Source organism: Microbacterium sp. ZXT2-5 (assembly GCF_055329545.1).
The window spans coordinates 1,271,460-1,283,976 of the sequence record NZ_JBUZWD010000001.1 but is presented as its reverse complement, the minus strand read 5'-3'; the positions used below and the strand labels follow the sequence as shown (position 1 = coordinate 1,283,976).

Annotated in this window: 11 protein-coding genes; 5 read left to right on the top strand and 6 right to left on the bottom strand. The window is 72.7% G+C overall.

Annotation, left to right across the window (positions count from 1 at the left end; all coding sequences use genetic code 11):
* Positions 1 to 17: 17 nt before the first annotated feature.
* Complete coding sequence (locus ACZBH1_RS05530; protein WP_463645762.1) at positions 18 to 197, bottom strand: hypothetical protein; 180 nt, start codon at positions 195 to 197, stop codon at positions 18 to 20.
* Between the two features lie 149 nt (positions 198 to 346).
* Between ACZBH1_RS05530 and ACZBH1_RS05525 the strand changes: the two genes are divergently transcribed.
* On the top strand, positions 347 to 691 hold the full coding sequence (locus ACZBH1_RS05525; protein WP_463645761.1) for a CU044_2847 family protein: 345 nt from the start codon (positions 347 to 349) through the stop codon (positions 689 to 691).
* A 33-nt stretch (positions 692 to 724) separates the two neighbouring features.
* Here the strand turns inward: ACZBH1_RS05525 and ACZBH1_RS05520 are convergent, their stop codons facing one another.
* Together ACZBH1_RS05520 and ACZBH1_RS05515 are read right to left on the bottom strand one after the other, a co-directional pair.
* Positions 725 to 2,458 carry a CHAT domain-containing protein gene (locus ACZBH1_RS05520; RefSeq protein ID WP_463645760.1) on the bottom strand — a complete coding sequence of 578 codons (1,734 nt, stop codon included), beginning with the start codon at positions 2,456 to 2,458 and terminating at the stop codon, positions 725 to 727.
* A 41-nt stretch (positions 2,459 to 2,499) separates the two neighbouring features.
* The gene (locus ACZBH1_RS05515; RefSeq protein WP_336393882.1) at positions 2,500 to 3,582 is read right to left on the bottom strand and encodes a DUF998 domain-containing protein; all 1,083 of its coding nucleotides are present in this window, start codon (positions 3,580 to 3,582) and stop codon (positions 2,500 to 2,502) included.
* Between the two features lie 133 nt (positions 3,583 to 3,715).
* Between ACZBH1_RS05515 and ACZBH1_RS05510 the strand changes: the two genes are divergently transcribed.
* Complete coding sequence (locus ACZBH1_RS05510) at positions 3,716 to 4,975, top strand: LCP family protein (protein ID WP_463645759.1); 1,260 nt, start codon at positions 3,716 to 3,718, stop codon at positions 4,973 to 4,975.
* 11 nt (positions 4,976 to 4,986) lie between these two features.
* Here the strand turns inward: ACZBH1_RS05510 and ACZBH1_RS05505 are convergent, their stop codons facing one another.
* A complete protein-coding gene (locus ACZBH1_RS05505) occupies positions 4,987 to 5,607 on the bottom strand; it encodes a putative antibiotic biosynthesis monooxygenase (RefSeq protein WP_463645758.1) in 621 nt (206 codons plus the stop codon).
* 1,181 nt (positions 5,608 to 6,788) lie between these two features.
* Between ACZBH1_RS05505 and ACZBH1_RS05500 the strand changes: the two genes are divergently transcribed.
* Positions 6,789 to 8,426 (top strand): DEAD/DEAH box helicase, encoded by a 1,638-nt coding sequence (locus ACZBH1_RS05500; protein WP_463645757.1) that lies wholly within the window; start codon positions 6,789 to 6,791, stop codon positions 8,424 to 8,426.
* A 30-nt stretch (positions 8,427 to 8,456) separates the two neighbouring features.
* On the opposite strand, the gene ACZBH1_RS05495 is transcribed toward ACZBH1_RS05500, so the two are convergent.
* Positions 8,457 to 9,725, bottom strand: coding sequence for a glycosyltransferase (locus tag ACZBH1_RS05495; RefSeq protein WP_463645756.1), 1,269 nt, complete (start codon positions 9,723 to 9,725; stop codon positions 8,457 to 8,459).
* A gap of 58 nt (positions 9,726 to 9,783) precedes the next feature.
* Positions 9,784 to 10,446 (bottom strand): TetR/AcrR family transcriptional regulator, encoded by a 663-nt coding sequence (locus ACZBH1_RS05490; protein ID WP_463645755.1) that lies wholly within the window; start codon positions 10,444 to 10,446, stop codon positions 9,784 to 9,786.
* 70 nt (positions 10,447 to 10,516) lie between these two features.
* Between ACZBH1_RS05490 and ACZBH1_RS05485 the strand changes: the two genes are divergently transcribed.
* On the top strand, positions 10,517 to 11,476 hold the full coding sequence (locus ACZBH1_RS05485; RefSeq protein WP_463645754.1) for an alpha/beta fold hydrolase: 960 nt from the start codon (positions 10,517 to 10,519) through the stop codon (positions 11,474 to 11,476).
* A gap of 109 nt (positions 11,477 to 11,585) precedes the next feature.
* Complete coding sequence (locus ACZBH1_RS05480; protein WP_463645753.1) at positions 11,586 to 12,509, top strand: SGNH/GDSL hydrolase family protein; 924 nt, start codon at positions 11,586 to 11,588, stop codon at positions 12,507 to 12,509.
* Positions 12,510 to 12,517: the final 8 nt, after the last annotated feature.

The following is a 12,517-nucleotide window of genomic DNA, read 5'->3' as shown; positions in this document are numbered from 1 at the left end:
CGCCGTGCGGTCGGCCCTCAGTCGCCGTCAGCGTCCGCGTCGCCCGCCTCCGCGGCGGACACCTCGCGGTCCTCGAGGATGTAGGCCGTCGACGTGCTCGTCGCATCGCCGGCACGAAGGTTCACTTCCTCGAGCGCGCGCTCGATCGCGAGGTCGACTTCGCCTCCGGGCTCGAGATCCCGATCGGTGTTCGCCATGACTCCTCCTCGTGCCGTTGGGCCCAACTGTAACGCCGCTCGGGGAACCGCCGCCGGACCCGGCGCCCTGCCCGTTGCACCGCGCCGCCGCCTGCGGGAGACTCCCACCACGGCAGGCGAGCCGGCCGCCGGGGGGAGGCGCGGGTGCCATGGTCACGCAGCTTGTCGAGTTCGCGCTGGGCGACGGCGGCTCCATCGTCGTCGCCTCGAACGCTCCCGAGACGGATGCCTCGCCCGGCCCCGTCTTCCGTGGCGGCGCTCGCACCGAGGCCGTCGTCACCCGGGCGAGCGAGTCGTTCGAGAGCGTGGTGCAGCGGGCACGGCCGGCCGCCGCCGCCGTCCTCGACGCCGTGCGGTCCGGCCCGAATCCGCCGACCGAGGTGAGGGTCGAGTTCGGGCTGCAGCTGTCGGCCGACCTCGGCGCCGTCATCGCGTCGACCGCGGTGCAGGCGAACTTCACCGTCACCCTCACGTGGCGTCGCGACGCGGACTGACGCCCGGGGGATGGCCGCGGCGTCCGGTCCGTCCTATTGGTTGAGCGTGACGAACGCGGCGAACTCGCCGCTGTTGTCGGCCAGGTCGGTGTCGTTGATCCCGAGCATGAGGTCGCCCTGCGTCGGGCACTCGTAGGTGGTGCCCGCGCCGACGGCGAAGACCTCGGGCGTGGTGCTGAGCGTGCCGATGACGGCGCCGGTGCCCGCCTCGGCGAGGACGCGCGTGCCGGTGGATGCGTCGTCGACGACGCCCTCCGGCCCGATCTGCGACTCGGCCGTCTCGTCGAGCCAGCCGCGCCCGGTCACCTCGATGACGAACTCGTCGCCGAGGAGGCAGTACAGGCCCGTGTCGACCCACTCGATGTCGAGCGGGACGGCGAGGCGGGCGGTGCTGGCGGAGCCGCCGGATCCGCCCTCGTCGGTGCCGGCGGTGCCACCGCCGCCCTGGGCCACCGTCATTGCGGCGTAGATCGCCGCGCCCGCGGCGATCGCGAGGGCGGCGGCGGCACCGCCGATCGCCCATCGTCGCCAGGCGGACGCCCCGCGGGCGGATTCGGCGTCGGGCACGGCATCCCGCTGCGTGTCCGTTCCCGAGCCGGCCGTCGGGGAGGCGTCGTCGTCAGGCGGGGTGGGCGAGCGCTGCTCCGGCGGCGGGCCGGCCGCCGGGCCGACGAGATCGAACAGGTGGCCGTCGCCTCGCAGGTACAGCACCGGTGTGACCCACTCGAGCGTCCCGCGTCCGCCGCCGAGGATGCCGATCCGGCCGCTGCGGACGGCCTCGTCGACGCCGCGGTCATGGGCCAGGGCCGTGTAGAACCCGCGCGCGAACGCGAGCGCCGCGGGATCGCTGATCGGGAACTGCATCGCGGCGACCGCACGGATGCCGCTGCGCGCGAGAGCGGCCGCGGTGCCCGAGAACAGGTCGGTGGGTCCGCTGGCACCGGACTGACACGAGTTGAGCACCACCAGCGGTGGTGTCGGCTCGGCCTCGTCGAGCAGATCGGCGAGGGCGGAGGCTGTGACGTAGTCCGGCCGCCCGTCGCGTCCCACGAACGCCAGCACCCCCTCATCGGTCGCGCTGTCGTACGTCCCATGGCCGATGAAGTGGAGGACGTGCCAGGCGGATTCGAGCAGCTTCGCGTGCAGCGCGTCCCACGTGACCTCGTCGAGCCAGTGCAGCTCGACGCGGCCGTCCTCGAGGTGCGCGCGCAGCGCCTCCTCGAGCCGTGAGCGCTCGAGGTCCACATCCAGGGCGACGAGACCCCGCGGCGACGAGATCATGCCGAGCACCCGGAGCGGCCGCGTCACCTGCAGGGCGGGGACGTGCGGCGAGGGAACGTTGCGCACCAGCGGATCCTTGCGGCACAGATAGCGCTCGGTGACGGGGTCGTACAGCGTCTCCCACGGCAGCGCGGCCAGTCCCGGAGCGGTCAGCCGCAGCGAGACCTGCACGCTGAGACCGCGTTCCGAGGCGACCGCCATGCTGGTGCGGTACGCGGTGGCGACGTCACCGGTGAACGCCGCGTCGAAGAGGCGGCGGCCGACGTCCTGGACGATCGCCTCGCTGTCCGCCATCACCCGGCGGGCCGGCACCGCCGACGCCAGGACGCTCGCCTCCAGCAGCGGCCGGCGGTCGAGGAGCTCGTCCACGTCGAGCCGGAAGCTCGCGGTCGGCTCACCCCCGCCGACGGAGTGGAGCACACGGGTGACGTACGAGCCCGGCTCCGAACCGGGCCCGATCTCCAGTTCCATGACGGACGCGTCCATTGCGGACATTGTCCCGCCGCGCAGCGCCCGGCGACAGGGCGTCAGTCCTGCCGACCGGCGACGCCGAGGAAGCGGATGAAGACGGCGATCCAGCCGAAGACCAGCGCGAAGACGATGATCTCGAAGGCGGTGAGTGAGAAGAACCCGATGGCCGGGATGAAGAGGATCACCGATGCCGCCATCGCGGCCAGGAACGCCCATGAGGCCACGAAGTAGGTGCGCGGCATCCCTCGGAAGAATCTGGGGCCCCCGATCAGCAGCACGAGGAACATCGCCGCCATGCCCGAGGCCGAGATGTTGTGCAGCGCGAGATTCACGTCGACGGGAAACACGCCGACGCACGCGAGCATGATGCCCATGATCACGAAGAGCACCGGCACGGTCCGCGGCGCGCGGGGGTTCTCGAGGACCCCCGCCGCCGCGAGTGCGCGCATGTCGTTGGCGATGTAGACCGCGAACGTCGTCACGAGCAGGCCCGCCGCGATCAGGGTGCCGTTGAAGACCCAGCTCGACAGGTCGTCCTCGAAGGTGCCGAGGTGGCTGAAGTGGATCGTCCACCAGCGCGGATCGGGGGTCGTCACCATCGCGGTGAGCGTGCCGATCGCGATGAACGCCAACAGCAGCGTCGACATGCGCTGGGTGGTCATCGCCGACACCGACAGGAAGACGACCCAGGTCGTGAGGCCGAGGGTCACGGACATCAGCACCACGGCCCAGAAGGTGACGATCGGCAGCCCGATGAAGCCCATCGCGAGCACGCGGTACAGCGCGTACACGGCGACGAACGCGAGGGCCGCATGCACGATCACGACCGAGACCGTGTTCACGATGAACTTCCACGACGGCAGGGACTGCCGCCACTCCTGTCCGGGCCGGTGGCGCGCACGCCAGTACTCGGCCGTCGATGCGACGGCGGCGACGACTGTCGCGCCGGCCGCCGCCCAGACGGCGAACGAGTCCGCCTGCCCGGCCAGCTGAAGATCGGGAGCGAACATGCCGACCAAGAAGCCGTAGACGGCGCCGACCACTCCCGCGCCGAGGGCGGCGTAGACGGCCTCGGATTCCGCCCGGCGACCGGGCGTGGGTGCTGCGGCATCACGCGGCGAGGTGTTCACGGTGCTCACGAGGTCAGGGTACGACCGGCACGGGTCGCGTGGGTCGCCCGGCGCGTCAAGATTCGGTGACGGTTCTCCCTGCCCGCGCGCAGCGGTGGGAGGATGACAGGATCGCAAGGGCGCGGGGGAAGGGGTGATCCCGTTGTCGCGTTGGGGGGCTTCGAAGCGGCGGACAGTCGCGCGTCACGCACCGCTGACCTCGCCGACCCCCCTGGGCCAGGCGCTGACCATCGCGGGCGTCACGGCGACGGCGCTCCTCGTCGCCGGCGGAGCCGTCGTCGCATACTTCCTCTACGACCTCAGCGCGAGCTTCGCCGAGGACGCCGTGGTCCTGCAGGACCAGACGCCGCTGCCGCCGCCCGAGATGGGCCCCATCGAGGGGCCGTTCGACCTGCTCGTCGTCGGCACGGACGAATGCGAGCCCGAGCTCGTCGCCGCGATCGGGCCGCGGTGCACCGGGCCGGACTCGATGAACGAGCTCAACGACGTGAACGTGCTCGTCCACGTCTCGGACGACCCGCGACGGGTGACGGTGGTGTCGTTCCCGCGCGATCTCATGACGCCCGTCCCGTCGTGCACACAAGCGGACGGCTCGACGACCGACGAGATCCCCAAGCTGCAGATCAACACGGTGTACCGCCTGGGCGGGCTCGCGTGCGTGACGAAGACCGTGTCGAACCTGACGCAGCAGAACATCCAGTTCGCCGCGAAGGTCAGCTTCGGCGGCGTCGTGGCGATCACCTCCGCCATCGGCGGGGTCGAGGTCTGCATCGGCAACGACGGGATGCGCGACCCGTTCACCGGGATCGACTGGCCGCCGGGGCCGCGGACCATCGCGGGCTTCGAGGCGCTGCAGTTCCTGCGCACGCGGCACGGCGTGGGCGATCAGAGCGACCTGGCGCGCATCGGCAACCAGCAGCAGTACATGTCGCGCCTGGTGCGGAAGCTGACGAGCGAGGAGGTCCTCGCGAACCCGGCCACGCTGTTCCGGCTCGCCGCCACCGCCGCCGACAACATCACGCCGACCGAGTCGCTCGCGGACCCGTTGCGCATCGTGCAACTCGCGCTCGCGGGCAAGGACGTGCCCCTGGATCAGGTCGTGTTCGTGCAGTACCCGGTGCTGGAGGACCCCTACGATCGCAACCGGGTCGTCCCCGACCACGCTGCGGCGCAGGGACTGTGGGACGCCCTGGCGGCCAACCGGCCCCTCCAGGTGTCAGGCGACGCCGGGTCGAACGGCGGCGTGATCGAGGTCGCCCCGCCCGAGACGACCGACCCGTCGCCGAGCCCCAGCACCGGCGTCACGAGCGCGCCCGACCCGGTCGAGGAGCCCGTCGTCCTCTCCGAGAACATCACCGGGTCGACGGCCGAGCAGGCGACCTGCTCGGCGGGCAATCGCTGAGCCGGGGGGCCTCAGGCGCCCCGCTGCAGCCAGGGGCGCAGCATCCGTGTCACCCACGGGAGCACCGCGTACGTCATCACCGGCGTCAGCAGCAGCGTCGCCAGCAGCACGCGCAGGATCAGCGGCCACTCCGTGAAGCCCGGAACGAAGCCGAGGAGCCACGACGCGAGGAGGTTCGTGGGGAAGAAGCCGAGCCAGATCGTGACCGCCTGCTTCCAGCGCGGAGGAGCGGCCGGGATGGGCTGCTGCACCGGACCGGTGGCCGGTGACGAGGGACGATCCGGATGCCGGGGCTCGACGTGCGTGGCGAACGGAGCGTCGAACCACCCCTCGATGCCGGTGCGGCGCTCGACCCTGACCTCGCTCGCGAAGGCACGGCCGGAGTCGAGCCACCATGAGCGCTGCGGGGAGTCCTCCCACCCCTCGAGGGTCGGGATGTCGCGGAACCGGTACAGCATGTACCAGAGGTCGCTGGCCTCGCCGGCGCGGACCCAGCCCGACCCGAGGAAGCCAGGGAAGCCCGCGGCGAGATCGGTGCCGGCCTGCATCCAGCTCGTGGCCTCGACGGTGCGGGAAGGGTCGATGCGTCGTTCGATCGCGACGGTGATGGGGTGGGCCACGGGTTCTGCCATGGCATCCATTCTCGGGGCGCTCCGGCCGGAGGCCTCACCGGCTCGGCCGCCGGCGCGGGCGTCACCCGGTGGGCCAGGGCGCGCGGCAGCGAGAGGAGCCAGACGCCCATCGAGACGAAGGCGACGAACTCGAAGAGCGCGAGCGTGATGAAGCCCGCGGCGAGCGCGACCATGCCGGTCGCGAGCAGGCCCACGCAGAACACGGTGGCCCGGCGGAATCGCCGGCTGCGTCCGGGGATCGCCAGGCCCGTGGCCACCGTCGCAAGGAACGACAGGCCGAGCCCGCTCGCGATGACGTCGTGCACCACGGCGCTCACCGGGATCGGCACGAGGCCGACGGCGGTGAGGTGGAGCCCCGCCGAGACCACCGAGCCGCGGAACGCGCGCGCTGCGCGGCGGCCGATGCCGGCCGGCAGGGCGAGGGACAGGAACACGCCGTAGGCGGCGAGGAAGAACCCCGAGAAGATCACGATCGAGTTGAACGTGCGTCCCGACAGGTCGGAATGGGTGCCGAGCTGCGAGAAGTGGAGGTGCCACCACGTCGCGTCGCTGGTCGTCAGAACGGACACCAGCACGCCGACGGGGAGCGACAGCACGGCCAGCTTGCCGACGCGGTGCGCGATGAGCGCGGTCTCTGCGGCCGGGCGCGCGCTCCGCAGCGCGGCCGGCGCGGTCGTCGAGACGATCGACGGCGTGGCGCTCGTCCGGCGGGTCGTCGTGCTGACGGCGGGCACGACGATGTCACGCCGCGTCGCCTGCACCGGCGCCGTGTCCGCCGCGACATGTGAGAGAGTGGCGGTGGCCGCCGACATCACGGCGCCGTCCTGGACCGGTGGGGCGCTTGGTGCATCGCAAAGGGTCGTGGGAGACATTCGAGACTCACGATCGGTTCGGTGCGTGAGCCCGGTGCCGGTCGTCCCCCCATAGAATCCCCGGTCCGGGGCCCATCGGTATACGACGACTAACCCCAGGAACAGCCCTCCCAGGCTGTTGAGCGGCAAGCCGCCTGTGGTAACACTAACCTGCCGAGCCCGGCAAGCGCTGACCAGAACTTGCGCCGATCCCCCGGAAGGCGGTATCGGAGGGGTCGCCGGACGGCCGCGAGTACGCTGGGCGCACCCCGCCCACGCCGCGCCGACGGCGCTGCCGATGCCCGCCGAAACCGCACAGTGAGGAACCGGATGCCCAAGAACAAGAAGCCCGGCGGGGGGCGTGCGGCCAAGAACTTCGACCCGCGCTACAGCCCGAAGTACCGCGCCGGCGGATCGCGTGACGGCGACGACGCGAAGCGGCGTCCCGGTGAATCGTCGACGGGGAAGCCCGGCAGCCGCAGCCCGGGGCACCGCGGCCACCGCGACGACGCCGGGCCGGCGCCCGCGAAGCGTCGCTGGACGGAGCAGGAGCGGGCGGGGCGCGATGAGGCGCGCTCCATCCGGAGCCACTCCCGCGATGAGCGAGCGCGCCCCGCAGAGCCGCGACGGGATGCCGCAGCCGGCCGCGACCCGCGCCCCGGCCGCGACCCGCGCGCCGGCCGCGATTCGCGCCCCGGCCGCGATGCCGCGCCGCGCCGGGACGCCGGTCGCGCCGATCGGACGACCCGCCAGGACGTGGTGCACGAGCGGCTCGACGCCGCGGCGGTCTCGCCCACCGAGGTCGAAGGCGCCACGTTCGCCGACCTCGGCCTGGGGCAGAACATCGTCAAGGCCATCGGCGAGCTCGGGGCGCGGCATCCGTTCCCCATCCAGGCCGCGACGATCCCCGCGATCCTGGACGGCCGGGACGTGCTCGCGCGCGGGCGCACCGGCTCGGGCAAGACCATCGCCTTCGGTGCGCCGCTCGTCGAGAGCGTGCTGCGCTCGCAGGCCGGGCAGAAGCGCGACTTCGGCCGGCCGCCGCGCGCGCTGGTCCTCGCGCCGACGAGGGAGCTGGCGCTGCAGATCGACGCCACGATCCAGCCGATCGCGCGCAGCGTCGGCCTCTTCACGACGCAGATCTACGGCGGCGTGCCCAAGGCGCGGCAGCTCGGCGCGCTCAAGAAGGGCATCGACATCGTCATCGGCACGCCCGGCCGCATCGAGGACCTCGTCGAATCCCGCGCCCTCGACCTGTCGCAGGTGCGCGTCGCCGTGCTCGACGAAGCCGATCACATGTGCGAACTGGGCTTCCTCGAGCCGGTGCAGCGCCTGATGCGCCGCACGCCGCGGGAGGCGCAGCGGCTGCTGTTCTCGGCGACGCTGGACGGACAGGTGCAGACGCTCGTGCGCGAGTTCCTCGCCGAGGCCGCCGTGTTCGAGGTGGCGGGCGAGACGCAGCGCTCCGGCACCATCGACCATCGCGTGCTCGTGATCGACCACCGCGACAAGCCCGAGGTCCTGCGGGCGCTCGTCGGCGCGGCCGGGAAGGCGCTCGTGTTCACGCGCACGCGCGCGTACGCCGAGATGGTCGCGGCGCAGCTCGATGAGGCCGGCATCCGGGCCCTCGCGCTGCACGGCGATCTCGATCAGGCTCGGCGCACCCGCAACCTCGAGAAGCTCACGTCGGGGCGCATCGACGTGCTGGTGGCGACGGATGTCGCGGCCCGCGGCATCCACGTCGACGACATCGACCTCGTGGTGCAGGCCGATCCGCCGGACGAGTACAAGACGTACCTGCACCGCGCCGGCCGCACCGGCCGCGCCGGGCGCAGCGGCCTGGTGGTCACCCTCGTGACCCGCTCCCGTCGCGCACGGCTCGCCGAGCTGCTCGAGCGCGCCGACATCGACGCGCCGTTCGACGAGGCGCGGCCGGGCGATCCCCTCTTCGACAGCGGGCGCCGCTGACGGCGAGGGGCGCGCCGGCCGCAGGGGCGGTCAGCCGCGCAGCGTGAAGGCCTCGAGCAGCCGAGCGGCTCCGGCGGCTCCGCCGAGCGACCGCAGCTGTGCGCCCACGCGGCTTGCGGAATCCCTCACCGCGGGGTCGGTCGTGACGCGCTCGTAGGCACGCGCGATCTGCCCGACGGTCGGCGTGCCGGTGCGCAGATCGACGCCTGCTCCCGTCCATGCGACGCGGGCGGCAACCTCCGGCTTGTCGAGATCGCCGCCCGCGACCACGAGCGGGATGCCGTGGCTGAGCGCGGTCAGGGTGCCGCCCCATCCGCCGTTCGTGATCACGACGTCGGTGCGCGGGAGCAGCCGGTCGTAGGGGAGGAATCCCGCGACCCGGGCGTTCCCCGGCACCGGGAACGGCAGCCTGTCGCGTCCGCGCACCCCGGTCGACACCACGATGAGCAGGTTGCGGTGCGCGAGCGCCTCCAGCGCCGGCCGGATGAGGTCGGCCGGATCGATGTTCTGCGTCCCCTGTGTCACGTGCACCACCGTGCGACCGTCGAGGTCGCCCCACCAGCCCGGCAGCGGGCCGGGATCGGATGCCGGCGCCGCGAGCAGTCCCACGAAGTCCAGGTGGTCGGGCCGCGCGCGGGCGAAGTCGAGCAGTGGCGCGCCGCTGGCGAGGATGCGCTCGGGCGAGTACGCCGCTGCCGCGAACGGCGTCGCGTCCGCCGGCAGGCCTACGGCGTCGCGCGCGCGGGCGAGCGGTGCTGCGAGGGGACGCATCAGCAGCGGGGCGACTGCGCGGAGGGCGGCATCCCTCGCGCGCGTGAGGGGATTGCGCCCCGGCGCGATGCCCAGGCCGCTGGGGGCGCCCTGCCGGCTCGGCAGGCTCAGCGGCAGCACGGCGACCGTGGCCCAGGGGCATCCGATCCGCTCCGCGAAGAGCGCGACGCCGACCGAGGTCTCGTCGGCGACGACGGCATCCCACGGCTCCCGGTCCCACTCCGCCTGCAGATCCTCCACCTGCGCGGGGGCCGTGCCGATCATGACGTCCTCGAGGTTCACGAAGACCTGCCTGATGCCCTTCCTGCCCTCCAGTCGCGGGAACGACGCGCGCAGATCGTTCTCGTCGAAGTCCGGGGCGCTGCGCCATGGCACGAGGACCGCGCCGGATGCCGCCACCGCGGCCCGGAAGGCCGAGCCGGTGTAGAACCGCACGTCGTGCCCGCGCCCCACGAGCGCGTGCGCGATCGCCCGCAGCGGGGTCACGTGCCCGGTGAACGGCATCGCCGACAGCAGGAAGCGCGCCATCCCGACATCGTCCTCCGCGCATCCGGTCCGCGCCAGGGGCGCGCGGCGCGGATGCGGCTCAGGGCGTGGAGGCTGCGCCGATCGCGTCGACCAGCGCGGGGTCACCGCCGAGCGCCGTCAGCCGGGCGCGGACGGCGACCTCGGCGCGGCGGTACGGCTCATCGCTCGCGTGCAGCAGGGAGCGGGTGTTGGCGGCCTCGAGGAACGACACCAGCTCGAACGTCAGCTGGCGCGCATCGTCGAGCAGAGGCAGCTCGCCGGCGGCCATCGCGTGCTCGATGCTCGCGGTGAGGTAGTCCTCCCACTGGCCCGAGGCGGCGATGACGGCGTCCCGCACGACACCCGGCTTGGCATCGAACTCGACGGACGTCGCCGCGAAGAAGCACCCGCCGCTGAACACGCGGTCGCGCGAGTAGGAGACCCAGTCGGTGAGGAGCGCGCAGACGCGGACGAGCCCGCGCGGTGTCCTGGCACGGGCGGGCGCCACCACGCGGTCGATGAAGACCTCTCGCGCCGCCGCGACGACGGCCAGCTGCAGCTGCTCCTTCGACCCGAAGAGCGTGGCGATGCCGCTCTTGCTGTGCCCCGAGGCATCCGCCAGCCGGCCGATCGTGAGGCCGTCGAGGCCCTCGACCGTCGCCGTGTCGACCGCGTGCGACAACACGGCACGCCGCGACTCGTCGCCGCGCAGGCGGCGGCGGTCGACGGGGGGTTGTGCCATGCCTCGAGGTTACCGTACGATCGTTCGTATTCATAAGTACGACCGTTCGTATTCTTCGGATCGGAGCATCATGGATGTCGCAGCCGCCGTCGCCGGCACGTCCGTCCGCGCCGCAGGCGCCCTCTCGCCCCGGTGGGGCGCCGCCGTCGCGATGCCGCTCTTCGGCCGCGTCGCCAGTCCGCGGCCCGTTCACCCCGACCACGAGCCGACGATGTCCCGCGCCCGACGCGGTCGCGTCACGGTCGCGGGCGTAGATCGGCGCGGTGCCGAGGTCGAGACGTACGAGTGGGGCGGCGGAAACCGGGTCGTGCTGCTCGCGCACGGCTGGGATGCGCGCGCCAGTCAGTTCGCGCCGCTCATCCGCGAGCTCGTCGCCGAGGACTACCGTGTCGTCGCGTTCGACGCGCCGGCCCACGGGAACTCGGCCGGGCGGCGCACGTACCTCGTGGACTGGCTCCACGTCTTCGCGACACTCCAGGAGCGCCACGGCGGGTTCGAGGCCATGATCGGGCACTCGTTCGGCGGGCTCGCCACGCTGATCGGCGCCGCGGGAGGCATCCGGGCATCGCGGGTGGTCACCATCGCCGCGCCGGCGGACGCCGCTGCGCTGCTCACGCAGTTCCAGGCGGGCCTCGGCTACTCCGATGCCGTGTCGCTCCGGATGAAGGAGCTGTTCGCGAGCCGGTACTTCCCGGGTGAGCCCGACCCGTTCGCGTGGCTGTCGAGCGTGCAGCGGCCCGTGCCGGCCACGGTGCCGCTGCTGATCGCCCACGACCGTGAAGACCGCCTCGTGCCCTTCGCGGAGGCGCAGCGCATCGCGGCGGCGCATCCCGGTGCCCGTCTTCTGGAGACGCGCGGACTCGGGCACAACCGGCTGCTCGCGGCAGACGTCGTGCTCGACGCGGTGCTGGCGCACCTCGCCGCACCGGAGGTCGTCGCGGCGCCATCGGCCCCGCCGATCGCCCAGGGACGACCTGAGCCGGCACCGCTCCCCGCCGGCGCGGCACGCTCCGTGCCGGTGGGAGTCTGAGCCCCGTCGCAGCGGGGCCCTTCCGCCCCGATGGCCGCTGTGGTATTGCTGTGACCATCGACGAAGGCGTCGAGTCGACTGGGGGGTCGAGAGCACTGGGGGTATTCCGATGGACGTCTCGATCACACGCGTGCGGACGCACGAGGATTCGCGGCGCCGGCTGCGCGCCGTCATTGCGGTGGTCGCCGCGCTGGCGGTGGCATGCCTGCTCGCCGTCGCGGCCCCCGCTGAGGCGGGCTGGGCCGCGCCGGTCGCGGCCGCGAAGCCCGACAAGCCCGGCGGCGGCAACGGCGGAGGCGGCGGGGGCGGCGGAGGCGGCGGGGGCACCGTCGAGCCCGCGTACGCGGCGGTGGGCGACTCGTTCGCCGCCGGCGTGGGCGCCGACAGCTATCTCGACAGCTCCTGCTACCGCAGCTCAAAGAGCTACCCGAAGCTGCTCGACGCCGATCCCGACAAGCGGCTCGTCGCCTTCCTCGCCTGCTCGGGCGCCAACACGTCCGCGGTGCTGACGCAGGTCGCCGGCATCCCCGCCGACGCGAGCATCGTCACGGTGACCGTCGGCGGCAACGACGTCGGGTTCGCCGACGTCATGCAGAACTGCTTCGTCCTGGTCACCTCGACCTGCTCCTCGAAGATCGCCGCGGGGTCCGCGATCGCGACCTCGGACGCCTTCAAGGCCAGCATCGCGAACGTGATCGGGGCGATCCGCACCAAGGCCGCGACTGCGCGCATCGTGGTGACCGGGTACCCGCTGCTGTTCTGGGAGAACTCCTCGGGCGTCAACCCCAAGTACACGTGGGCGGACGAGGTGAACGACCAGACCGTCGTCCTGAACGACGTCATCGAGCAGGTGACCGTCGCCAACGGCGCCCGCTTCGTCGACGTCGAGGACGACTTCGCCGGACACGGCATCGGCAGCACCGCCCCGTGGATCAACGACTTCCGGTGGCTCAGCAGCAGGAACGCCTTCCACCCCAACAGCGCGGGGTACGTCGCGTACGCCGCGGCCGTGCGCGTGACGCTGGCCGGCTGAGGGCGGGC